The sequence below is a fragment of the Janthinobacterium sp. GW821-FHT03C10 genome (genome assembly GCF_059420865.1).
This window is the reverse complement of sequence record NZ_JBWKUN010000002.1, coordinates 608839-632888: the sequence shown is the minus strand read 5'-3', so window position 1 is coordinate 632888 and position 24050 is coordinate 608839. Positions and strand designations below refer to the sequence as shown.

Annotated in this window: 16 protein-coding genes; 11 read left to right on the top strand and 5 right to left on the bottom strand. The window is 61.1% G+C overall.

Annotation, left to right across the window (positions count from 1 at the left end; translation table 11 throughout):
- Positions 1-2 precede the first annotated feature (2 nt).
- Positions 3-788, bottom strand: coding sequence for a GPO family capsid scaffolding protein (locus AC07VH_RS10705; protein ID WP_494789384.1), 786 nt, complete (start codon positions 786-788; stop codon positions 3-5).
- Between the two features lie 136 nt (positions 789-924).
- On the opposite strand from AC07VH_RS10705, the gene AC07VH_RS10700 reads away from it, so the two are divergent.
- The 7 genes from AC07VH_RS10700 to AC07VH_RS10670 all read left to right on the top strand — a co-directional run bounded on the left by AC07VH_RS10700 (position 925) and on the right by AC07VH_RS10670 (position 8111).
- Positions 925-2736: a terminase ATPase subunit family protein gene (locus AC07VH_RS10700; protein ID WP_494789383.1), complete on the top strand. Its 1812-nt coding sequence runs from the start codon at positions 925-927 to the stop codon at positions 2734-2736.
- The gene (locus AC07VH_RS10695) at positions 2733-3797 is read left to right on the top strand and encodes a phage portal protein (protein WP_494789382.1); all 1065 of its coding nucleotides are present in this window, start codon (positions 2733-2735) and stop codon (positions 3795-3797) included. Before AC07VH_RS10700 ends, AC07VH_RS10695 begins: the two co-directional genes overlap by 4 nt.
- The gene (locus AC07VH_RS10690) at positions 3794-4009 is read left to right on the top strand and encodes a hypothetical protein (protein ID WP_494789381.1); all 216 of its coding nucleotides are present in this window, start codon (positions 3794-3796) and stop codon (positions 4007-4009) included. The genes AC07VH_RS10695 and AC07VH_RS10690 overlap by 4 nt, the downstream gene beginning before the upstream one ends.
- Positions 4010-4392: 383 nt before the next feature.
- Positions 4393-4851, top strand: a complete 459-nt coding sequence (locus AC07VH_RS10685) for a hypothetical protein (RefSeq protein WP_494789380.1) — start codon at positions 4393-4395, stop codon at positions 4849-4851.
- A 10-nt stretch (positions 4852-4861) separates the two neighbouring features.
- Positions 4862-5500 (top strand): SOS response-associated peptidase, encoded by a 639-nt coding sequence (locus AC07VH_RS10680; protein WP_494789379.1) that lies wholly within the window; start codon positions 4862-4864, stop codon positions 5498-5500.
- 638 nt (positions 5501-6138) lie between these two features.
- On the top strand, positions 6139-7641 hold the full coding sequence (locus tag AC07VH_RS10675; protein WP_494789378.1) for a hypothetical protein: 1503 nt from the start codon (positions 6139-6141) through the stop codon (positions 7639-7641).
- A 65-nt stretch (positions 7642-7706) separates the two neighbouring features.
- A complete protein-coding gene (locus AC07VH_RS10670) occupies positions 7707-8111 on the top strand; it encodes a hypothetical protein (protein ID WP_494789377.1) in 405 nt (134 codons plus the stop codon).
- 677 nt (positions 8112-8788) lie between these two features.
- Here AC07VH_RS10670 and AC07VH_RS10665 read toward each other — a convergent pair.
- Entirely contained in the window at positions 8789-9034 is a 246-nt protein-coding gene (locus AC07VH_RS10665) for a hypothetical protein (RefSeq protein WP_475415512.1), read from the bottom strand.
- Between the two features lie 271 nt (positions 9035-9305).
- On the opposite strand from AC07VH_RS10665, the gene AC07VH_RS10660 reads away from it, so the two are divergent.
- From AC07VH_RS10660 to AC07VH_RS10650, 3 genes are all read left to right on the top strand, one after another.
- The gene (locus AC07VH_RS10660; RefSeq protein WP_494789436.1) at positions 9306-10706 is read left to right on the top strand and encodes an aminotransferase-like domain-containing protein; all 1401 of its coding nucleotides are present in this window, start codon (positions 9306-9308) and stop codon (positions 10704-10706) included.
- A 228-nt stretch (positions 10707-10934) separates the two neighbouring features.
- Entirely contained in the window at positions 10935-12947 is a 2013-nt protein-coding gene (locus tag AC07VH_RS10655; protein ID WP_494789376.1) for a S9 family peptidase, read from the top strand.
- 340 nt (positions 12948-13287) lie between these two features.
- The gene (locus AC07VH_RS10650) at positions 13288-13581 is read left to right on the top strand and encodes a DUF6916 family protein (RefSeq protein WP_475415510.1); all 294 of its coding nucleotides are present in this window, start codon (positions 13288-13290) and stop codon (positions 13579-13581) included.
- Between the two features lie 83 nt (positions 13582-13664).
- Here the strand turns inward: AC07VH_RS10650 and AC07VH_RS10645 are convergent, their stop codons facing one another.
- Genes AC07VH_RS10645 through AC07VH_RS10635 form a run of 3 tightly spaced genes read right to left on the bottom strand, consistent with a single transcriptional unit; the run spans position 13665 to position 15314 of the window.
- Entirely contained in the window at positions 13665-14198 is a 534-nt protein-coding gene (locus tag AC07VH_RS10645) for a phage tail protein (protein ID WP_475415509.1), read from the bottom strand.
- Between the two features lie 48 nt (positions 14199-14246).
- A complete protein-coding gene (locus tag AC07VH_RS10640) occupies positions 14247-14780 on the bottom strand; it encodes a phage tail protein (RefSeq protein WP_475415508.1) in 534 nt (177 codons plus the stop codon).
- A 30-nt stretch (positions 14781-14810) separates the two neighbouring features.
- On the bottom strand, positions 14811-15314 hold the full coding sequence (locus tag AC07VH_RS10635) for a phage tail protein (protein WP_494789625.1): 504 nt from the start codon (positions 15312-15314) through the stop codon (positions 14811-14813).
- A gap of 353 nt (positions 15315-15667) precedes the next feature.
- Between AC07VH_RS10635 and AC07VH_RS10630 the strand changes: the two genes are divergently transcribed.
- On the top strand, positions 15668-24010 hold the full coding sequence (locus tag AC07VH_RS10630) for a putative Ig domain-containing protein (protein ID WP_494804025.1): 8343 nt from the start codon (positions 15668-15670) through the stop codon (positions 24008-24010).
- The last annotated feature ends 40 nt before the right edge of the window (positions 24011-24050 follow it).

The window sequence follows — 24050 nt, the reverse complement described above, 5'->3', positions numbered from 1 at the left end:
GCTTAAAACTCGGTCTGCACGGCGCCGTCGTTGCCGGTGGCGGCCGGGCGGCGCGGGCCGTTGCCGGGTGCTTCGTCCATCTGCGCCTTGAAGGCGGCCAGCTCATCCTGCGTGGCCTTCAATGCCGTTTCGGCCGCGTCGATGCGCTTCGCGGCGTCCGCGTAGTTGTCGTTGGCGGTAACGACGTGGCCGGCCAGCGCCTCCACGGCTTCGCTGATGTCGGCGAACTGCGCGGCGTCGGCGCCGGATTTATTGGAGAAGCGCGACAGCAGGTTTTTCACGGCATCGGCCAGCCTGGTGCCCTGCTCTTCGAATTCCAGCTCGACCTCGACGGCGGACGTGAACAGGTTGGCGCTTTGCTGCTTGCGGCCGGCGGAGAATTTCAGTGCATCCGTGCCCAGGCTGGCCGGGCTGTCCGTGACGCCCAGGCCGACCAGGTAGGGCTGCGACGAGTCGGCAAAGTCGGGCTGGATTTCCAGGCTGGTGTACAGCTTCTGTTTCGCCTTGTTGATGGCGACCAGCTCGGGTGTGGGTTCGATCTGCGCGAACAGGGCCAGTTTCTTGCCGCTGTCCGTGTCCACTTCCTCGGCTTTGACGGCGATCACGTCGCCGTAGGCCTTGAACTGGCTGTCGGGCAGGATGCCGCGAATGTGTTCCAGCCAGATGCGCGCGCCGTAGGTTTTCGGGTTGTAGGTGGCGGCGATCTGCTCGATGGTGGCGCGGTCGATGTTGCGGCCGTCCGTGGTGGCGCCTTCGGTGGCGACGCGGAAGAATTGGGATTTAGGCATGGTGGCGTGTCTCGGTTGATCGGATAACGCCATGGTCAACGTCTTGGCGCCGCGATTCAATGCGGTGCGGGTTGCTATGGGCCATAGCGACTTTTGCCTTTCCCCGTTCCGCGCGCGCGCGGCCTACGCTGGCGGCATGCTGACAATCGAGAAAACAAGCGAACAAACCGTCGATGGAATCATCGGCGAACTGGCCGTGCCCGAATCCGAGCCGCGCCGCGCCGCGCGCGCCCTGTACTGGAAGGGCTGGCGTATTTCGTCCATCGCCCGCCACCTGGGGATCAAGCGCAGCACGATCAACAGCTGGAAAGAGCGCGACGAATGGGACAAGGCGCAGGCCATCGAGCACGTCGAGGCGTCCGCCGAGCTGCGCCTGGTGAAACTGATCGAAAAAGAGGTCAAGAGCGGCAGCGATTACAAGGAAATTGACCTGCTGGCGCGCACCATCGTGCAGATGGCGCGCGTGCGCCGTTATGAGCAGCCGGGCGGCAACGAGGTGGATCTCAACCCCAAGCTGGCGAACCGCAATGCCGGCCCGAAGAAGAAGCCGACGCGCAACGATTTCAGTGAAGAACAGAAAATCCAGCTGCTCGACGCCTTCCAGGACTCGCTGTTCGATTACCAGAAAGTTTGGTATCGCAACGCCGACCAGCGCACGCGCGCCATTTTGAAGTCGCGCCAGATCGGCGCCACCTGGTACTTTGCGCGCGAGGCGCTGGCCGACGCGATGAAAACCGGGCGGAACCAGATTTTCCTGTCCGCCTCCAAGAGCCAGGCGCACGTCTTCAAGCAATACATCGTGCAATTCGCGCGCGAGGCGGCCGGCATCGAGTTGACGGGCGACCCCATCGTGCTGCCGAACGGCGCGCATCTGTACTTCCTGGGCACGAACGCGCGCACGGCGCAGGGCTACCACGGCAATTTCTACTTCGATGAATTCTTCTGGACACAGAATTTCCAGGAGTTGAACAAGGTGGCCTCGGGCATGGCCATTCACAAGAAATGGCGCAAGACCTATTTCTCGACGCCATCCTCGACCACGCACCAGGCTTACCCGTTCTGGACGGGCGAGCTATTCAACAAGCGCCGCGCCAAGGCGGACCAGGTGAATATCGACGTGAGCCATGGCCGCCTGTCGTCGGGCTTTACCGGCGAGGACAAGATCTGGCGCCAGATTGTCACGATCCTGGATGCCGAGCGCGGCGGCTGCAACCTGTTCGACATCGACGAGCTGCGCAATTTCGAATACAGCCCCGACCAGTTCGACAACCTGCTGATGTGCAATTTTATCGACGACTCGGCCTCAGTCTTCCCGCTGGCCGAGCTGCAGCGCTGCATGGTCGATTCCTGGGTGGAATGGGACGACTACAAGCCGTTGCTGGGCCTGCGTCCGTTCGGCAACCGGCCCGTGTGGATCGGCTACGACCCGGCGTTGAACGGTGACAGCGCCGGCTGCGTCGTGTTGGCGCCGCCCATGACGGCCGGCGGCAAGTTCCGCATTCTGGAGCGCCACCAGTGGCGCGGGCAGAGCTTCGAGGATCACGCCGACGCCATCCGCCAGATGACCCAGCGCTACAACGTTGCCTACATCGGCATCGATACCACGGGCATGGGCATCGGCGTGCTGCCCATCGTGCGCGGCTTCTTCCCGGCCGTCACGGCCCTGAATTACTCGCCCGAAGTCAAGACCCGCATGGTCTTGAAGGCGAAAAACATCATCAGCAAGGGCCGGCTGGAATTTGATGCCGGCTGGACGGACATCGCGCAGTCCTTCATGGCCATCCACAAGACCCTCACCCCCAGCGGGCGGCACGTGACCTACATCGCTGGCCGCAGCGACGAAACCGGCCACGCCGATCTGGCGTGGGCCTGCATGCACGCCCTCGATCATGAACCGTTCGAAGGCACCACCGACAACCATCACTCTTTCATGGAGATTTATTCTTGAGCAAAGCACGACACTTGCGCGCGCGCGGCCGGCAGGCCGAGGGCGCCCTATCCACAGCGGCCACGGTGCCGGCCGCCGCCGGCATCGAGGCGTTTTCCTTCGGCGACCCGACGCCCGTGCTCGAGCACGCCGATATCCTCGATTGCTTCGAATGCTGGAAGAATGGGCACTGGTATGAGCCGCCCGTCAACCTGGCCGGCCTGGCCAAGTCCTTCAATGCCGGCGTGCACCATAGCAGCGCCATCCACTTCAAGGCCAACGTGCTGGCGTCCACCCTGATTCCCAGCAAGTACCTGTCGCGCGACGCTTTTAAACGCATGGCCCTGGACTTCTTGACCTTCGGCAATGCCTACCTGGAAGACCGGCCCAGCCGCAGCGGCAAGGCGCTGGCGTACCAGCACGCGCTGGCCAAGTACATGCGGCGCGGCGTCGATCTGGATACGTATTTCTTCGTGAACGGCTACCAGGCCGTGCACCAGTTCGACAAGGGCCGCGTCTTCCACCTGATGGAGCCGGACGTGAATCAGGAGCTGTACGGCGTGCCGCAGTACCTGAGCGCCTTGCAATCGGCCTGGCTCAACGAAGCAGCCACCTTGTTCCGCCGCAAGTACTACAAGAACGGCTCGCACGCCGGCTTTGTTTTCTACATGACGGACGCCGCCGCCAACACGCAGGACGTGGACAACCTGCGCCAGGCCATGCGCGACAGCAAGGGGCCGGGCAACTTTCGCAATCTGTTCATGTACGCGCCGAACGGCAAGAAGGACGGTATCCAGATTCTGCCGGTGTCCGACGTGGCCGCCAAGGACGAGTTTTTCAACATCAAGAGCGTCACGCGCGATGACCAGCTGGCCGCGCACCGCGTGCCGCCGCAGCTCATGGGCATCCTGCCGAACAACGCCGGCGGCTTCGGCGCCGTCGAGCCTGCCGCGCGCGTCTTCGCGCGTAACGAGCTGGTGCCGCTGCAGGCGCAGTTCATGGCGATCAACGAATGGGCCGGCGTGGAAGTGGTGCGCTTCGCCCCGTATGACCTGGGCCTGAGTGGGGAGGGCGCGCAATGAGCGACCACGTGGACAATACCGACAAGATCATCTTCGCCGAAGTGGCGCGCGGCCTGGCCGCCGTGCGGCGTCGGCCGGGCCTGGTGGCGCATGGCTGCTGCCACTACTGCGACGAGGCGCTGGCGCCCGGCTTGCCGTTCTGCGACGTCGATTGCCGCGACGACTACGAGAAGGAACAGGCGGCCAAGGCGCGCGCCGGCCGTCCAGCATGACCGCCACGCCGCGCTGATGGGCAGGGCCGGGCAGCGCAGCCCGGCCGCGCTAGAAGCGCCCCAGCCACCGCACAAGCCGCCCACGAGGCGGCTTTTTCACGTCCCGGCGATTGATATTGCCATGGAGGCAAGAAAAAGCCCATTTAGGCCCGGCGCGCGCAGTTGTCCCCCCTCCACACCTGCCCGCTATATAGGGCTCTTTTGACTCAAATGTGCGCCATGGCCGAAGGCGCATGAGGACTGGCGCGGCGGGGCGAAGAGGGGGCGTGCAATTTGACGCGTTTTGACGCACTTTGAGCGCTTTTTCGTGCGGGTGCTGTTGCGACGTGGGAATGGTGTTGTTTTCGCGCTGCGCCGCGTCCTGGCGCGGTTCTGGGCTATGTATGGGCGTCTTTATTCTGAGGATCATTCATCTTCACGCCGTCGCATCATTGCCGCGTATTGCGACCTCAAGAACTCTTGATATACTGTACGTATATACAGTATTTTATTTAGGTGTGATGATGATTGTTAAAATGTTAAAGATGCGCCTTGCTGGCGTGGAGGTGCCCAAGCGACGGCTGCATGATCGCTACCATTCGGCACAGTCCGGCAAGTTGGAAGTCGTTGAAACGACGGACCAGGGCCTGCACCGTCTGGTGAAGCTGGCCCGCTTCACTCATGAAGGGAGCGGAAACCACGTTGAGACACTTTTCGATGTGAATTTGCTCTGGTATCGGGATGGGCGCATGGTGTTGTCAGGGTTTGAGCGCAGCAAAAAAGATATGCAATTTTGCGACTACGCGCAGTCCTGGCTGTGTTTTGTCGGGACGGAGCCGCCGCCAATGCCGGAAGGCAGGTAGAATAAATTGCATGTGCGCCGACTATACCCCCAGCCGTAGCGATCAAATCGAACAGCATTTTGCTGTCCGTTCGCCTCAATTTGATTTGCCGCCGGAGGCCTGGCCAGGATACATGGCGCCGATCATTCGCGCCTCGCACGACGTGCCCGGCGAGCTGGAAGTTGCGCCGGCATGCTTCGGAATGGTGCCCCATTGGGCCGATATGAAGCTGGCGCGCCAGACCTATAACGCCCGCACCGAAACCGTGGCGCAGAAGCCGTCCTTCCGCAATGCATGGAAGCGCAAACAGTTCTGCATTATCCCTGCGGATAACTTTTTTGAACCCTGCTACGAAACAGGGAAGCCGATCCGCTGGCGCATCGAGCGCGCCGATGGCATGCCTGCCGCCATCGCCGGGATATGGGAGTTCCGGCCGCAAGATTTGCTGTTGTCGTTCTCGATGCTGACGATAAATGCCGACGGACATCCGCTCATGCAACGTTTCCACAAGCCTGACGATGAAAAACGCATGGTGATGATTCTCGACCCGGATCAGTATCACGGCTGGCTCGATGGTTCTCTTGTGACTGAAGAGGATTTGTTTCAGCAGTATCCAGCAGAACGCCTCGTAGCTGTAGCTGATCCGCTTCCGCCGCGCGTGAAAAAATGAACATGAGTCCCAGTGCTTGGGGTTTGTAGTGCCTACGAAGGGAAAAGCCATAAAAAAAGGCTATCATTTTGTTGTCATTTTTGCGCCTAAACACCCCCAAAGAATCAAATAACGATAGCTATCTCGTTGCTAACTACTTAATTTTAAGAAATTCAAAGGTGGAGACGGAGGGAATGGACCCCACTCCGCCAAGTGTCCCCTAGAGGGAAGTAGCAGTTCCTTTCCCATGAATTTTCTTGGGTGTTTCTAGCGGAACTCAGGAGAGTGCCATTTCCTAGCCCTTGGAGTTCTCCAACCGCTGCCGCTGCGCGGCAGCCGCGCGCGCCGAGGGCGCAGCGTTAGTGATGCAAATTATCTTTTCGACCGAGCCAGCGTTGACAGCGTCCCGCGCATCACTCCGTACCCGAATTGCGGACTTGATCCTCGCCCCTGTACTTGAGCATCTAGTGCAATTTACCTATGCTACCTGTGAATGCCTTTCCTTGATCGGCTGACAAAAAGTCATACGAGAACTTAGATAAGTTACAATTCTAATGGTTGGTATGTTAAATGAAATACTACAGGCTTCAAACTGAGTAATTTTTCAGCCTATCGGTCCTTGGGGTTGAGTTTATTTTTTCATGTGATAGGAAATTATCGTGCCACAACTTGTTGAAGAAGTATTTGTCACAGAAGGCCTCCCTAATTTGACATTTGTGAAGCCTCCAAATTTTAACGAAGTGTTGCTAGATATTCGTCACCCGGGAAAGCCTGTGATTGTTGAAGGACAGTCAGGTACGGGAAAAACCACATGTGTCAGGAAAATCCTTGAACAATTAGGTGGGGCTGCACCATTGTATTTAACCGCAAGATCGGCCGTCGATGTGCACAAAATTGAAGAAATTGCTAATTCCTCAATCAAGGGTAGATTCGTTATAGATGACTTCCATCGACTAGCACGGAAAACACAGGAAAAACTTGCTGATATTGCGAAATTCTCAGCGGAATCTGTGCATGAGAGTGTACCAAAGACTAAACTCGTTTTAATTGGAATTAATGAAGTTGGGTCGGCATTGATTCAATTGGTTCCGGACATTGCGAAACGTATGGGTATTCATCGTATTCATGCCGGAACCAAAGAAAATATAGAAACTCTAGTATCTAAGGGCGCAGACACACTTGGTGTAATTATATCTGATGCTGATGCTATATATAAAGAATCGCAGGGTGATTATTGGTTAACCCAGCAGTTATGTCAGACAATTTGTGTTATGAATGATGTTTTGGATGCTATTGATGGGGATAGGAAATTACTTACCTTTACTGTAGAAAACCTAAGAAAGAAGGTTGTTGAAAAGCTTACTGCTGCATTTTATCCGGCAGTAAAGGAATTTTGCCGGGGAATGCGTTTTCGGCCGAATAATGATCCTTATCTTAAATTACTACAGAAAATAGGGCAACAGGAAAGCTCGATTGTCGATTTAAATGAGTTGGCAAATTCAAACGTAGATATTAGGGGGAGTATTAATAATATTAAGCAAACCCGTCTTGCACTTTTGCTTAATGAAAAGCCGACTTGTGCGCGGCACTTTTATTATAATGTGGAAACAAAGAATTTCGCAATTGAGGATCCAGCCCTTTTCTATTTTCTAAAACATCTTGATTGGGAAAAACTACGTTTCGATTGTGGGTTTAGACCTTCTGATCGAGATTTTGAGTATGATTTTGCAATATCCTTTGCTGGGGAAAACCGTGATCTTGCACGCGAAATCACTGAGCAGTTGTCGACTTTAGACGCACATGTATTTTATGATGAGCATTTTGAAACAAACTTCTTAGGGGGGGCTTGGTCGGCACAGTTTGAAAAAATTTTTGGCAAAGACGCAAGATTGATAATTTGTCTGCTCGATGCAAACTACCGAGAAAAAATCTGGCCAACATTTGAAAAAGAATGTTTCTTGCCTCGCGTTCCTTTGGGCGAAGTCATTCCTATTTTCCTTGATGATACGGCGTTTGTGGGGATTTCGAAAGATATAATTGGAATTAAGTTTGAATTGGATCAGAGTCCGAATCAGGATTTCGAATTAACGAAAGTGCGAGTGACAGATGAGATTGCTTTTAAGCTCAGCGAACGACTTGGTGTTGTAACTCTTCAAAAGTAGTATTTTAATTAAATGGAATAAAATTCCAGTATTTAGTATTTTTCATTACCAATGTTAGGATAGAAATGGAAAGTGTGATCGCTCATTTGGGATTTATTCAAGGTATAATTTCCCGTATGGGATCAAATTCCTTTATATTAAAAGGCTGGAGTGTCACTTTGGTGGCTGCACTGTTTGCACTTGCAGTTAAAGATGCTGATAAACGGTTTATGTTGCTCGCGTATTTCCCTGCTTGTGTTTTTTGGTGGCTCGATTGTTATTTTTTGCATCAAGAAGCATTATTTAGGAAATTATATGAAAAAGTGGCTGCGGGCGTAATAAATAGTACTCACTTTACATTAGATCCTTCGGTGGTGCGTGATGACGCTCAATCTATGTTTTCAATATTTTTCTCAAAGACGTTACTGTTTTTCCACGGAGTTGTCATCATTATGATTCTATTTGCAATGTATGTTTTGGGGAAAGGCTAGAACTACATCGCGCATGTGGTGCTGATACGCTAAGACTTTTTCTACCTATGTCGGTGTGTAGGTATTTTGGTAGGTACGGTGGTTGTAGGGCGGCGTACAGGCCTCATTGAACTTAACTATTCGCATTACACAGCTTCATCGGATTTTTCCGGAAATGAGTACGGTATGGATGAGGTGGGAAGGCGTGAAAAACAGCCGAGAAATGTATAATTTTCGAAGAAAGAACGCCGAAGCATGCGGGCTTGAGTGCCCATCGAAAAGTACTGTATATTATACGACTCGCTCCCTAAATGTAGCGTCCATGCGGGTTCCAGCTTGGTGTCGTCGCGTATGGGGTGCATGGGGTCGGAAGTTCGAATCTTCTCGCCCCGACCATTAGATTCAAGGAGTTACGGCGCAAGCTGTATCAAAACCCGGCACTGTATATTAGATAATTGTCTAATATCGGTGCCGGGTTTTTCCGTTTACGCGACGTATGATTTCATTGCCGCATGCCGATGTCCGTTATCGGCCTGTCGCGTTGAAGTACGCCAGCTGCGCACGCGATCTTCACGATTTGCCACTGTCCCGGCAAACAACAGGCGGAGGCGGCGATGACGGGACGTCAGGCGAGCTGCCCGAGCCGCAGCGGGGAATTGCTGCCGCATCGCCGGATATCGGCTGGCTGTTCCTTGCCGTTATGGCAGGGTCATGTCCAGGCCGACCATGCTGACAACGACGAAGGTGACGATCCCCAGGGCCAGCAGCAACAGCGCGAAGATGGCGACCACCTTGCCGCTGGCGCGCAGCACCGCGCGATTCTGCTTCGCCTTGTCCTTATCCTTCTTCCCTTGATCGTAATGCCACTTGATGGCGAAGAACATGCCCGTGGCGAGCACGAGAGCCTTGAACGTCACGAAGACTATGGGGGTCCAATCGATCATTTTGCGTATTTCCAGTCTATTACTTGACACTATCTGAGGAGCACTACCTCAACACGCTGCTTCAGCAGCTTCTGTTCACACCATCCCCCAGGCATCCTGTTTGACTCTTTCATTATATCCAGCTATGAAATCAGCATGGCATCGCGCGCCGTGATTTGCCGCATGATGCAGGTGAGCGAGGAAAAAACGTCAGCGACTGCCATGCAAGGATGGTGTTGCTGCACGTTCTGATGCATACTACTTGAAAACAATTTCCATACAATTAGACAAAATGTCCCAGTTGAAACCCATACAAGATGAACATGAGGCTATCTGGTTGCCGCGATTGACCGGGAACAAGGGGCCACGTTTCTTGCAGATCGCGGATGCCTTGCAAGCGGCGGTGGCAGAGGGCTCGGTGAAGCCGGGCGACCGCCTGCCGACGCAGCGCCAGCTGGCAGCACAGCTGGGCGTCGACCTGACGACGATCACGCGCGCATACGACGAAGCCAGGCGCCGCAACTTGCTGGAGGGCCGCGGCGCGCGGGGCACGTATGCCGCGGCGCCGAAAGTCGAATTGACCGCTATCCTCGACCTGAGCATGAATACCCCGCCACCGCCGGAGGGCGTGGACTTCGACGACATGTTGAAACAAGGTTTGTCCCAGGTCTTGATGCGGGCAGACAATGAATTGCTGATGACTTACCACCTGGGCGGGGGAAGCGACTCCGACCGCAAGGCTGGCGCCGAATGGCTGGCACCGATGTTCGGACATCTGGATTCCCGGCAGGTCGTGGTGTGTCCGGGCGCGCAAGCGGCGATCGCCGCATTGATCCTTGCGCTGACGGAGCCTGGCGAGGTGATCCTGGCGGAGCCGACGAGTTATCCCGGCTTGCGTGCCGCGGCGACCCAGTTCGGCCGGCGCGTCATTGCCGTGGAAGCGGACCAGCACGGGATGCTGCCCGGGATGCTCGAGGAAGCGTGCCGCCAGCACCAGCCCGGGCTGGTCTACCTCAACCCGACATTGCAGAACCCGACCGCCATCACCATGCCGGAACGCCGGCGCAGGGAGCTCGCCGGCATCGCGCAGCGCTGCAATGTACGCATCGTCGAGGACGATCCCTACTGGCTCCTCGCCGATGCCCCGCCGCCGCCCATTGCCACGTTTGCCCCGGAACACGTGGTCTACATCTCGACGCTGTCGAAATGCCTGACGCCCGGCCTGCGTGTCGCCTTCGTGCTGATGCGCGACCCGATTGCGCGCGAACGTTTCCTGATCGCGCTACGATCCTTTGCGCTGATGGCCGCTCCGCTGACGGCCGCACTGGCCACCCAGTGGATACTCGACGGTTCGGCTGACGGATTGATGGAGGGCGTGCGCAACGAGGCGCGCCTGCGCCACCGGATGGCGCGCGATATCCTGGCGGGGCGCTACAGCGGCTGTGGCGACGGCCTGCACGTATGGCTCGAGTTGCCGGCGTATTGGAACTCCTCGCAGCTTGCGCGCGCAGCCGCCAGCGCCGGCATCGCGGTCACGCCGGCGGAGGCATTCGCCACGGGCAGCGCATCGGTGAACGCCATCCGGATCTCTTTGGGCAGCATCAAGGACCGTGGCCGCTTGCAGGCGGGTCTGCAACGGCTGTCTCATCTGCTTGCGCGGCGGCCCGAGTCGTTCAGCGCTGCTGTGGTCTGACTGTCCAGGGCGGGCATGCCCGAGCAAGGGTAATGCCATGGGCATCCCGGAAACATCCGCAGTCACGTTCTTATGCAGATGCCAGCCAGCCCCCGTTTTCGCCATCCTGTGCCCCGATTTTCGTCCCCTGTCGCTGCCATCAACCTGGCAACACGGCTTTCGCCTATGATGGGCTGGCACGTGCACAATGATTATGTTTTCCCTTCATTCAACAACCATGAGGTGTCCATGATTCGCTATGTCCTGCCTGTCCTGTTGTTCGCCGGCGCACTGCCGGCGCACGCCCAAGCCCCCGTCAAGGAAACGCCGCTGATCGAGCGGGCCAAGCTGTTCGGCAATCCCAGCAAGTCCGGTGGCAAGCTCAGCCCCGATGGACGTTGGCTGTCGTGGATCGCGCCGCGCGATGGCGTGCTCAATGTGTGGGTGGCGCCGGCCGGCGACCTGGCGCAGGCGCGGCCGCTGACGGACGAAAAGGTGCGGCCCATCCGCGGCAGCTTCTGGTCGCCCGATTCGACAACCCTGCTGTTCATCCAGGACAAGGGCGGCGACGAGAATTTCCTGCTGTACGGGGTGAACGTGGCGACCGGCAAGCAGGTCAATTACACGCCGTTCGAGAAGACGCGCGTGCGCATCGTCCAGATCAGCAGCAAGGTCAGGGACCGCATCCTCGTCGGCATCAATAACCGTGATGCGCGCTGGCACGACGTGTACAGCCTGGACCTGGCCAGCGGCAAGCTGACGCTGGTGCAGCAGAACGATGGCTATGGCGGCTACCTGGCCGATGAATTGCTCAACTTGCGTATCGCCAGCAAGGCGCGCACCGATGGCGGCATGCAGTATTTCCGCCTGACGGATGGCAAGGTCGAGAGCACGCCGCTGACCGAAGTCGCTCTGGAAGATTCGCAGACGACGGTGCCGCTGGCGTTTACGGTCGACGGCAAGACCTTGTACTGGACCGATTCGCGCGGCCGCAATACCTCGGCGCTGCTGGCGCAGGACGTGGCCAGCGGCAAGACCACGGTCATGGCGCAAGACCCGCGCGCCGACATCGCCGATGCGCTGTACGACACGCGCACGGGCCGCGTGCAGGCGTATACGGTCAATTACCTGCAGCAGGAATATTTGCCGCTGGCGGACGACCTGAAAGCCGACCTGGCCTTCCTGAAGAAAAATACCCAGGGCCAGTTTACGGTGACGTCGCGCACGGATGCCGACGATAAATGGCTGGTGAATGTCGACGCCGTCACGGCGCCTCCATCGAGCTGGCTGTACGAGCGCAAGACCAAAAAACTCACGCGGCTGTACGTGACGCGTCCGGAACTGGAAGGCGCGCCGCTGGTGCCCATGTATCCGCAGCAAATCAAGGCGCGCGACGGCCTGAACCTGGTGTCTTACCTGACCCTGCCGCAGGCGTCGAAGGCGGGCGCCGGCGGCAAGCCCACGCAGGCGGTGCCGATGGTGCTGCTGGTGCACGGCGGCCCGTGGGCGCGCGACACCTATGGCTACAACGGCTACCACCAGTGGCTGGCCAACCGCGGCTATGCCGTGCTGTCGGTGAATTTCCGCGGCTCGACGGGTTTCGGCAAGCAGTTCATCTCGGCCGGCGACCTGCAGTGGGGCCGCAAGATGCATGACGACCTGCTCGACGCGGTGCAGTGGGCCGTGAAGAGCGGCGTGACGAGCGCCGACAAGGTGGCCATCATGGGTGGCTCGTATGGCGGCTACGCCACCCTGGCCGGCATGGCGTTCACGCCGACGGCGTTTGCCTGCGGCGTCGACATCGTCGGCCCGTCGAACCTGTTTACCTTGCTGCAAACCATCCCGCCGTACTGGGAAGCGGGCAAGCAGCAGTTCTACAAGCGCATGGGCGACCCGACCACGGAAGAGGGCCGCGCGCTGCTCAAGGAGCGCTCGCCGCTGAACTTTGCGCAGAACATCCAGCACCCGCTGCTGATCGGCCAGGGCGCCAACGACCCGCGCGTCAACGTGGCTGAATCGGACCAGATCGTGGCGGCCATGGCGGCGAAGAATATTCCCGTCACGTATGTGCTGTTCCCCGATGAGGGCCACGGCTTTGCGCGGCCCGTCAACAACATCGCCTTCAATGCCGTGACGGAAAACTTCCTGGGGCAATGCCTGGCCGGCCGCGCCGAGCCGATCGGCGCCACCCTGAAGGCGTCCACCGCGCAGGTCAAGCATGGCGCCGAGTTTGCGCCGGGCTTGCAGGAGGCGATGCGCTAAGTAACCCCCAATAAATTATTGTGATTTCTGACTTCCATAACCGGCGCTCTGCGGCGTTGCCCGCTGCTAGCAGTGCTCGCACTGCGTCGCAGCGGGCGCCTTGCATAGCATCCGGTTCTGTTCGTCATAAATGCACAATAATTTCCTGAGGATTACTTCGGTAGCGAAAGCCGCATGGCGGTTGCAGTGACGGCGGCCGGGCTCGATGGCCCGGGCCGCCGCGTTGCCGGCGGGCGCAGATGGGGGAAATCTCACGTCAAAAGCTGTGCCAGAGGGGCAATGCTTGCATTAGAATAAATCATTGCTTTAATCACAGCGCTCACGGAATGGACTACCTGCAATGATGAATGTATTGACTCTGGAACACTTCGCCACGCGCGTCAACGATACATTTGCCGCCGTTAGCGACGGGAATGCCGCTTTCATCCTGAAGGAAGTGCGTCCCTTGCCGTCCGCCACGCTGGAGGGCATGCTGCGCGCGCCGTTCAGCTTGGTGTTCCACAATCGATCCCCCATCCTCTTCAGCCAAAAAATCTTTCAGCTGCGGCATGATGCGTTGGGCGAAGTGGGCATCTTTCTGGTGCCGGTGGCACGTGACAGCGACGGTTTTCTGTATCAGGCGGTGTTCAACTGAGCGTGTTGCCGGAGGGGGCAGACGCGGAGGCAGGCAGGGCCAGGCGGGCGCCGTGCCGGCGCCGCCTGGCCCCCCGTTAAGTATCAATCAAATGCGGGAAACTCGCCTTGCAGGGCGATGCAGAAATTCAGCGCCAGCATGGGCTGGCGGTTTTCGTGCGCCTGCCCGCCGCCCGCCGAGGCGACGGTCTGTGGCGAGAACGTCGTGTTGGGTGTTGTCGCCGGCACGAAGGCGTTCGTACCGGTGATGCTGGTGAGGCCATCGCCCGTTTGCGGCACGTTGCGTTGCAGGCTGGCATTGGTCTGGCGGCTCAATGTCAGTTGATGGGTGTGCGCAGGAATCTGCGTGGCGCCCAGCTGGACCGTGTTGCTGCCGAACGTCTCGCCCATCACGCGCGGGGTGAGTCCCGGTCCTTGTCCCTGGCCGCAGGGCGCACGTCCCGTGAAGTTGGGCAACTGGAAGGTATTGACTCCATCGCCGCCATATTGCGTGCCGATTAATGAAAACAGGGCGGCGTATTGCCGTATCTGCAAAGTGGCGCCATTGCAGCTGGCCCACCCGTAGGGCGTGAAATTGAACCCGAAGACTTGTATTTCGCCAATGTATGGTGATGTCACGGTAGTTTCTCCTGATCGATTCTGTTGGCAGCGTATGCTTGCTGGCTGTTATTGCTGGGATGGGAAAATACCTGCCCATGCGATGCAAAATGACGCGGTCAGGGTTGGCATGGTGTTCTCATGCGGCAAGTTGCCGCCTGCGCTGCCTGTTGCCGCCGGCGCCAATGCATAGGTGGTGAGGCCAGCCAGACTGCTGGTGTACATCTTGTCGTTATTGACCGGGGCCGCCAGCTGCGTGTTGACCGCTGGCGTATCCACCGTCGCCAGCGAGCTGAGCGCACTGACCACGTGCGTATGCGCGGGAAGCTGGGTCTGCAGCAAGGTCACCGTTTCGCTGCCGCTTTTTTGCCCCAGGACGCGTGGCGTCAGGCCAGGACCCGTACCCTGGTGCAGGGGAACCTGGCCGCGCAGGTCGGGCACGGCGAAGGTATTGACGCCGTCGCCGCCGTAGGTGGTGCCCAGCAGGGTGTACAGCACTTCGTTATTGGCGATCGGTTTCAGGCTGCCGTCGCAGGCAAACCAGCCGGAAGGAATGCGGGGAAAGGAAAACAGGCGGATTTCGCCGACATAGGGTGTGGACATGACTATGCTCCGTGGGAAGTGGCTGGCACGTTAGTTGCGCGACGGGAAGATACCGCTCAGGGCGATATTGAAATTGAGCACCTGGAATGGCTGCATATTGTTATGCGCCTGGTTGCCGCCTGTCTGGCCCAGGGTCTGGCTGTTCAAGGACACTTGCGGGCCCGCCGTGCCATAGATGAATTCCGCGCCGCTGCCGCCATACAGCGTGTTGGTCGGGTTCTTCGTGGTGCCGGGAGTGGTCGAGGCATTCAGCGCATGCGTATGCGCCGGGATCTCAGTCAGTGTCAAAGTGATAGCTTCCGCACCGGCACGCATACCGATCGGATAGGGCGCAGGTTGCCAGGAACCGTCCACCGAAGCGCCTGCGCCGACAGGGGTGCTGCCCTGCAGGTTGGGCAAGGCGAAGGTGGTCGAGCCGTTGCCCCCGTAGTAGGTGCCCAGCAGTGCAAATAGCGCCTGATTCTGCGCAATTGGTAGCAATTGCCCGTTACATGCTGCAAACCCACGCGGCACAAAACCAAATCCGCTCATCATGATTTGTCCCAGATATACATCAGCCATCGTCGTTCTCCCACGGTTGCAATGTCATCAAATGCCAAATGGTTAACATTTTCCATTTGCAATCAATATTGTTTTTTGAAAAACCCTTTTTGTTATAGTTACTTTATTGAAATCTCGGAGTAGCATACGTTGTCATATGGCAAGCGTCAACATCTGTTGACCCTGTAGAAGAGCCTTGACAGGCCTGGCTTGCAGCCTGAATTCACGTTCCTTTTTTGTCTAAAAAACTGTGTATTGGAGAAAATATGTTGCGTATTAGCAACGATATCCTCGTCCGCCCGGCGTTTTCTTTTTTGCTTTATTTTTTTTCTGGAAACAAGGGGTGCATGCCAAGCCGTGCCGCTGACGGGCCGTCAGTGTCCGGCCGTTTCGTGCACTGGTTCGCTTCGCTGTGCCTGCTGGTGCTGGCGTTCGGCGCAGGCCCGGCACAGGCGGGGCCGAGCATAAAATGTCCTGCCAATCAGAGTTTTACCGTCGCCTCCGGCGGCTCCCATGTGATTGATATGTCAGCGTGCAGCAGCTTTGGCCTGACGGAAAACAACCCCGGGGCGCTGCACGGCACGATTACCGGCCTTGTCAATAACGGTACCGGCATCGCGACCTATATCAACAATGGCGACGGGGCGCTGTCCGACAGTTTTGTCCTGCTGGATGAGGATAGCCAGACAATGACGTTTACGGTGACCGTCTTGCCTGCCGCGGCGGCCTTTACCGTTTCGCCGGGCAGTTTGACGGCGCCCGTGATTGGCGTGCCGTACAGCCAGGCCATGTCGGCCAGCGGCGGTGTGGCTCCCTACACCTACGCGTTGGATTCCGGCACCTTACCGCCAGGTATCACCGTGTCGTCGAGTGGCGTGATTTCCGGCACCGTGACGGCGACCGGCGCCTATGTGTTCGCCATCAAGGTGACGGACTCGACATCAGGCACGCCGCTGACCGTCACCAAGAATTATTCGGTGTCGATCGCGGTGCCCACCCTGTCCATCACGCCCACCACGCTGACGGCGGGCGGAATATCGACGCCCTACAGCCAGCAACTGAGCACCTCCGGCGGCACCGCGCCCTACACGTATGTGGTGGAATCGGGGTCCTTGCCGCCGGGCCTGACCTTGTCGGCCAGCGGTTTGTTATCAGGCACGCCCAGCGCCATCAACACCTATAACTTTGTGATCAAATCGACGGATGTCACGGGCGGCAATGGACCGTACAACACGTCCAGAAGCTATTCGATGGTGATCAACGCCCAGCCGCCGCCAACCATCACCGGCGTGTCGCCCGCCTCCGGCCCTACGGCCGGCGGTACGAGCGTCACCATCACCGGTACCGGCTTTACGGGCGTCACGGCGCTGAAGTTTGGCGCCAACAATGGCGTCAGCGTCACCGTCGTCAATTCCACGACCATCACCGCCACCTCGCCAGCCGGCAGTGCCGGCACCGTGAACGTGACCGTTACGGCGACCGGGGGCACCAGCGCCACCGGCGCCGCGAACCAGTTCACGTATATTCCTGCGCCAACGGTCACCAGCATTTCTCCCACGGCCGGGCCCTCCGCCGGCGGCACCACGGTCACCATCACGGGCACGGGCTTTAGCGGCACCACGGCGGTGACTTTCGGCGCCACGGCGGCGAGCGGCTTTACGGTCAACAGCGCCACGCAGATCACGGCCACGGCGCCAGCCGGCACGGGCACGGTGGACGTGCGCGTCACCACGACGGGCGGCACCAGCGCCACCAGCGCGGCGGACCAGTACACCTTTGTGGCGTCACCGACGGTGACGAGCATATCCCCGACTGCCGGCCCGGCCGCTGGCGGCACTACCGTCACCATCACGGGCACGGGTTTTGCCAGTACGACGGCGGTGACCTTCGGCGCCACGGCGGCGACCGGCTTCACGGTCAACAGCGCCACGCAGATCACGGCGACGGCGCCGGCCGGCAGCGGCACGGTCGACGTGCGCGTGACCACCATCGGCGGCACCAGCGCCACCAGCGCGGCGGACCAGTACACCTTTGTGGCGGCCCCGGCGGTGACGAGCATTTCGCCGACTGCCGGTCCGGCAACCGGCGGCACTACGGTCACCATCACGGGCACGGGCTTTAGCGGCACCACGGCGGTGACCTTCGGCGCCACGGCGGCGACGGGCTTCACGGTCAACAGCGCCACGCAGATCACGGCGACGGCGCCGGCCGGCAGCGCCGGCACGGTGGACGTGCGCGTCACCACGGCAGGCGGCACCAGCGCCACCAGCGCGGCGGACCAGTTCACCTTTGTGGCGGCACCCGTTGCCGGCGCCGTCAGTGCGACGGTGGCGTATGGCAGCAGCGCCAATCCGATCACCCTGGCCTTGAGCGGCGGTACCGCGACCTCGGTGGCCGTGGCGTCCGCTGCTGCGCATGGCACGGCGACGGCCAGCGGCACCAGCATCACCTATACGCCGACGGCAGGTTATGGCGGCAGCGACAGCTTTACCTACACGGCCACCAATGGCAGCGGCACGTCGGCGCCGGCCACCGTGACGATCACCGTCGGTGCGCCGACCATCACGGTCGCGCCATCAACCGTGCCCGGCGCTACCGTGGGCGCGGCCTATAGTCAGAGCATCACCGCCGCGAACGGCCTGGCGCCGTACACGTATGCGATCAGCGCCGGCGCCTTGCCGGCCGGCCTGAGCCTGTCCGGCGGCGGTACGCTGTCCGGCACGCCGACAGCCGCCGGCACCTTCAACTTTACCGTGCGGGCCACGGACAGCTCGACGGGCAGCGGCCCGTACGTGGGCGCGCGCGCCTATTCGATGACGGTGGCCGCGCCGACGATCGGTATCACGCCGACGGTCATGCCTGCAATGACGGCAGGGGTCGCCTACAGTCAGAACATTGTCGCCAGTGGCGGAACGTCCGCGTACAGCTATGCCATCACCGGCGGCAGTCTGCCCACGGGTTTGAGCCTGGCGCCGGACGGCGCTTTGTCCGGCACGCCGACGACGGCGGGAGCATATAACTTTACCGTCACGGCCACCGACAGCAGCACGGGCGTGGGTTCGCCTTACACGGGATCGCGCGCCTATTCCGTCACGGTGGCGGCTGGCGCGCCCATTGCCGGCGCCGTCAGCGCCACGGTGGCCTACGGCAGCGGCCCGACTGCGATCACGCTGAACCTGAGCGGTGGCGTGGCGACATCGGTGGCGGTGGCCTCCGCCGCCAGCCACGGCACGACGACGATCAACGGCATCGGTATCAGTTATACGCCGGCGGCTGGTTATGTCGGTTCCGACAGCTTTATCTACACGGCGAGCAATGGCGTCGGCACTTCGGCACAAGCTACCGTGACAATCACGGTCAGTCCGCCGGTGATCACGTTGGCGCCGGCGGCCTTGCAGGCGATGACGTTCGGCGTCGCCTACAGCGAGACCATCACCGCCAGTGGCGGGGCATCGCCGTATGCCTATGTCTCCACCGGCAGCCTGCCGGCGGGCCTGAGCCTGGCGTCGAACGGCACCTTGTCCGGCACGCCGACGGCGGCAGGCGCGTACAGTTTTACCATCACGGCGACCGACAGCAGCACCGGTGCAAGCGCTCCGTTCACGGGGACGCGCACCTATTCCGGCACGGTGGCGAACGTTGCGCCCATTGCCGGTAACGTCGACGCCACGGTGGCCTACGGCAGCACCGGCACGGCGATTCCTCTGAGCCTGACCGGTGGCGTGGCGACGTCGGTGACGTTGGCGTCTGCCGCCAGCCATGGCACGGCGACGGTCAACGGCATCGGTATCAGTTATACGCCGGCGGCAGGTTTTTCCGGGACCGACAGTTTTAGCTACAAGGCCAGCAATGGCGTCGGCACTTCGGCACAAGCTACCGTGACAATCACGGTCAGTCCGCCGGTGATCACGTTGGCGCCGGCGGCCTTGCAGGCGATGACGTTCGGCGTCGCCTACAGCGAGACCATCACCGCCAGTGGCGGGGCATCGCCGTATGGCTATGTCTCCAGCGGCAGCCTGCCGGCGGGCCTGAGCCTGGCGTCGAACGGCACCTTGTCCGGCACGCCGACGGCGGCAGGCGCGTACAGTTTTACCATCACGGCGACCGACAGCAGCACCGGTGCAAGCGCTCCGTTCACGGGGACGCGCACCTATTCCGGCACGGTGGCAAACGTTGTGCCCATTGCCGGCGCCGTCAACGCCACGGTGGCCTACGGCAGCGGCCCGACTGCGATCACGCTGAACCTGACCGGCGGCGTGGCGACATCGGTGGCGGTGGCGTCCGCCGCCAGCCATGGTGCGACGACGATCAACGGCACCGGTATCAGTTATACGCCGGCGGCTGGTTATGCCGGTTCCGACAGTTTTAGCTACACGGCCAGCAATGGCGCCGGCACGTCCGCGACGGCGACCGTGGCGATCACGGTCGGCGCGCCGACGGTGACTGTGACGACTAATAGCCTGCCGGCAATGATGGTTGGTACCGTCTACAGCCAGACCATCAGCGCTTCCGGCGGTACCGGCTCGTATGACTTTGCCGTCACTCCTAACACCTTGCCCGCCGGCCTGACCTTGAATCCGAACGGTACTTTGTCGGGTACGCCGACGACCGCAGGCGCGTATGACTTTACCGTCACGGCGACCGACCACAGCACGGGCAGCGGTCCGTATGCTGGCACGATGCGTTACACGGGAACGGTGGCGGTGGCGCTGCCGGTGGCGGGCAATGTCAACGCTACGGTGCCATACGGCAGCGGCGCCACTGCGATTACCCTGAATCTGACGGGCGGGGCGGCGACGTCGGTGGCGGTGGCCTCCGCCGCGGCGCACGGCACGGCGACGGCCAACGGCACCAGCATCACTTACACGCCAGCGGCCGGCTATGCCGGTCCGGATAGTTTTACCTATACGGTCACCAATGGCAGCGGCACGTCGGCGCCCGCCACTGTGACAGTGACGGTGGGCGTTCCCAGCGTCAGCCTCACCCCGGCCACCTTGCCGAATGCGACGGCGGAAGCGGCCTATACGACAACCCTGACGGCGGCGGGCGGCACGGCGCCGTACAGCTTCAGCATCAGCAGCGGCAGCCTGCCTGCCGGCTTGACGCTGAATGCATCCACCGGCGTGCTGTCCGGCACGACGAATGTGGCCGGCAGCTTCCCTGTCAGCATCAAGGTCACCGACAGCAGTACGGGGGCGGGGGCGCCGTTCAGCGCCACCAACAGCTACACCTTGACTGTCGTTGCCCCCGCCATCGCGGTGACGCCAGGTACCTTGCCGGCGCCGAAAGTGGCCACGGCGTACAGCCAGCAACTGGCGGCCAGCGGCGGCGTCGCTCCGTATGCCTATACGGTGTCGTCCGGCAGCCTGCCTGCCGGCCTCACCTTGAGCGGCAGCGGCTTGCTCAGCGGTACGCCAACGGCGGCCGGCAGCGTCACCTTGACCGTGCAGGCGGCCGACGCGCACCAGTTCACCGGTACGCAAAGCTATACCCTGGTGGTGTCGTCGGCCAATGTCGGTCTGACGCCAGCGACCTTGCCCAATGCCACGGCTGAGGCAGCCTATACGGCAACCTTGACAGCGGCGGGCGGCACGGCGCCGTACACCTTCAGTGTCAGCAGCGGCAACCTGCCTGCCGGCTTGACGCTGAATGCGTCCACCGGCGTGTTGTCCGGTACGACCAATGTGGCCGGCAGCTTCCCTGTCAGCATCAAGGTCACCGACAGCAGCACGGGCACTGGCGCGCCGTTCAGTGCCACCAACAGCTATACCCTGAGCGTCGGCGCGCCAGCCATCGCGCTGACACCCGGCACCTTGCCGGCAGCGACAGTGGCCACGGCCTACAGCCAGCAACTGACGGCCAGCGGCGGCGTCGCTCCGTATGCCTACACCGTGTCCGCCGGCAGCCTGCCTGCCGGTCTCACGCTGAACAGCAGCGGCTTGCTCAGTGGCACGCCGACGGCGGCCGGCAGTTTCACCGTGACGATGCAGGCGGAAGATGCACACCTGTTTGCCGGCACGCAAAGCTATACCCTGGTCGTGGCGTCGGCCACGGTCAGCCTGACGCCGGCCAGCCTACCGAATCCGACGGCGGAAGCGCCTTACAGCGCCACCCTGACGGCGGCGGGCGGCACGGCGCCATACACGTTCAGCGTCGGCAGCGGTACCTTGCCAGCCGGCCTGAGCCTGAATGCGTCCACCGGCGTGCTGTCCGGCACGACGAATGTGGCGGGCAGTTTCACGTTCGGCATCAAGGTGACGGACAGCAGCACGGGCGTGGGGGCGCCGTTCAGCGCCAGCAACAGCTACACGCTGGCCGTGGCGGCACCCGCCTTGAGCCTGACACCGTCCAGCCTGGCCGCCATCCGCGCCGGCGATGCCTACAGCCAGCCATTCACGGCGGCCGGCGGCGTCGCGCCGTATGCGTATGCGGTGAGCAGCGGTGCCTTGCCGGCCGGCCTCGTGCTCGATGCCGCCAGTGGCGTGCTGAGCGGCACACCGACCGCGTTCGGCAGCTTCAGCTTCACCGTGCAAGCGAAAGATGCGCACCAGTTCACGGTGCAGCAAGCGCTGACCTTGCTGGTGAACCAGGCGCCGCCGCCCGTGGTCAATGAGTCGGGGACGACTTCGGCCAACCAGGAGGTGAGTCTGACCATTGATGCGGCCGACGGCAGTCCCATCACGGCAGTCACCATCGTCACGCCGCCCAGCCATGGGCGGGTCGATATCGTTTCGTCGGCGCGCATGGCAAGCATGGCACGCGGCGTCGCAGCAGCAGTAGCAGCCCCTGCTGTCAGCCGCTTCATCGTCACCTATACGCCGAACAAGGATTACTTCGGTCCTGACAGCTTCAGCTATACGCTGACGGGCCCCGGCGGCGTATCGGCACCTGCCACCTTCAGCCTGACGGTGGCGCCGCAGCCGGTGCCGGTACCTGTCGCCAAGACGGCGACGGTACTGGCCGGCACGCCGGTGACCCTGCATGTGACGGAAGGCGCGACGGGCGGGCCGTTCACGGCAGTGGCTATCACCACGGCGCCTGCCAGCGGCACGGCGGTCGTCAATGGCATGGACATCGTCTACACGCCGGGCATCAATACCAGCGGCGACGTCAGCATCGGCTACACCTTGTCGAACGTGTTCGGCACCTCGGCGCCGGTGAAATCGACGATTACCGTCAATCCGATGCCGCAAGTGGTCAGCCAGAGCGTCACGGTGGTGGCCGGCCTGACGGTGACGGTCGACCTGACGGCGGGCGCCACGGGCGGCCCGTTCACGGCAGCCAATGTACTGAGCGTGGCGCCGGCGGAGGCGGGCAAGGTGGTGGTGCGCGACGCGGGCACGGCCGGCAAGCCGTCGTACCAGCTGAGCTTTGCGGCGTCGGGCAAGTTCTCCGGCGCGGCCGTCGTCAGCTACACCCTGAGCAATGCCTTTGCCACCTCGAAGCCGGGCGTGGTCAACGTCACCGTGACGGCGCGCCGCGACCCGTCGGTCGATCCGGAAGTGATCGGCCTGCAGGCGGCGCAAGCCGATGCGGCGCGGCGCTTCGCCAGCGCGCAGCTGTCGAACTTCACGCAGCGCCTGGAAAGCCTGCATGGCGATGGCTGGGGACGCTCGAACTTTGGCCTGAGCCTGACGCCGCCGAACGACAGCGGCAATCCGACGGCGGCGCTGGCGCGCTGGCAGGAGCAGGAAGCGGACCGCGTGTTCGGCACGGCGGTGAAACCGTTCATGCGCAAGGCGGCCTTGCGCCAGCCTGACGCCGGTTTCAGCAGCGAGCGGCAGCCTGTGGATGTGAGCCAGGCCACCAGCGGCTTGCCGGACATGCCGCAGAAGCCGGACACGCAGAAGCAGGCGCTGGCGCTGTGGCTCGGCGGCGCGGTCGACTTCGGCCAGCACTATGTGAATGGCCGCGACACGGGCTTCCGCTTCCGCACCAATGGCGTCAGCGTGGGGGGCGATTACCGCCTCAGCGACCTGGCGACCCTGGGCGTGGGCGCCGGTTTCAGCCATGACCGCAGCGACGTGGGCCAGAACGGCAGCCGCAGCACGGCCGACAGCGCCGTGGCGGCCGTGTATGGCAGCCTGCGTCCGAGCAAGGGCGTCTTCCTCGACGGCGTGCTTGGCTACGGCACCTTGCAGTACGACGCTTCGCGCTACCTGTCCGATGGCAGCGGTTTCGCCACGGGCGAACGCGACGGCAAACAGGTGTTCGGCGCGCTGGTGGGCGGTATCGAGATGCGCCATGACACCTGGATGTGGTCGCCATATGGCCGCGTGGAACTGATGTCGGCCAAGCTCGACCCGTACACGGAGAAGGCGGCGGGCATCAATGCCTTGAGCTACTTCAAGCAAACCGTGCGTTCGCGCATCGGCGCGCTGGGCGTGCGGGCCGAGGGCATCTATGTCGGCGGCCTGGGCACGTGGTTCCCGCGTGCGCGGCTCGAGTACCGCCACCAGTTCCAGGGCGCCGATGATGCGCGCCTGGCATATGCCGACCTGGTGGCCGACGGCCCCGTGTACGTGATCCGCACCGTGCCGCAGCAGACGGGTAACTGGGCGGCGGGGCTGGGCGTCAAATTGCTGCTGTCGAACGGCATGACCATCACCCTGGACTACAACAGCAATCTGAATATCGATAGCGGTCGTACCCAGTCGGTGATATTCGGGATCGCCATGCCGCTCAAGTAATCAGTCACGCAGTCAGGCTAACCCTGATCGCCGGCCCGGG

What these genes read in the sequence shown, in the direction of transcription:
- AC07VH_RS10705 (WP_494789384.1), bottom strand. Translation starts at nt 788, where the DNA reads ATGCCTAAATCCCAATTCTTCCGCGTCGCCACCGAAGGCGCCACCACG.
- AC07VH_RS10700 (WP_494789383.1), top strand. Translation starts at nt 925, where the DNA reads ATGCTGACAATCGAGAAAACAAGCGAACAAACCGTCGATGGAATCATC.
- AC07VH_RS10690 (WP_494789381.1), top strand. Translation starts at nt 3,794, where the DNA reads ATGAGCGACCACGTGGACAATACCGACAAGATCATCTTCGCCGAAGTG.
- AC07VH_RS10685 (WP_494789380.1), top strand. Translation starts at nt 4,393, where the DNA reads ATGGGCGTCTTTATTCTGAGGATCATTCATCTTCACGCCGTCGCATCA.
- AC07VH_RS10680 (WP_494789379.1), top strand. Translation starts at nt 4,862, where the DNA reads ATGTGCGCCGACTATACCCCCAGCCGTAGCGATCAAATCGAACAGCAT.
- AC07VH_RS10670 (WP_494789377.1), top strand. Translation starts at nt 7,707, where the DNA reads ATGGAAAGTGTGATCGCTCATTTGGGATTTATTCAAGGTATAATTTCC.
- AC07VH_RS10665 (WP_475415512.1), bottom strand. Translation starts at nt 9,034, where the DNA reads ATGATCGATTGGACCCCCATAGTCTTCGTGACGTTCAAGGCTCTCGTG.
- AC07VH_RS10660 (WP_494789436.1), top strand. Translation starts at nt 9,306, where the DNA reads ATGTCCCAGTTGAAACCCATACAAGATGAACATGAGGCTATCTGGTTG.
- AC07VH_RS10655 (WP_494789376.1), top strand. Translation starts at nt 10,935, where the DNA reads ATGATTCGCTATGTCCTGCCTGTCCTGTTGTTCGCCGGCGCACTGCCG.
- AC07VH_RS10650 (WP_475415510.1), top strand. Translation starts at nt 13,288, where the DNA reads ATGATGAATGTATTGACTCTGGAACACTTCGCCACGCGCGTCAACGAT.
- AC07VH_RS10640 (WP_475415508.1), bottom strand. Translation starts at nt 14,780, where the DNA reads ATGTCCACACCCTATGTCGGCGAAATCCGCCTGTTTTCCTTTCCCCGC.
- AC07VH_RS10635 (WP_494789625.1), bottom strand. Translation starts at nt 15,314, where the DNA reads ATGATGAGCGGATTTGGTTTTGTGCCGCGTGGGTTTGCAGCATGTAAC.
- AC07VH_RS10630 (WP_494804025.1), top strand. Translation starts at nt 15,668, where the DNA reads ATGCCAAGCCGTGCCGCTGACGGGCCGTCAGTGTCCGGCCGTTTCGTG.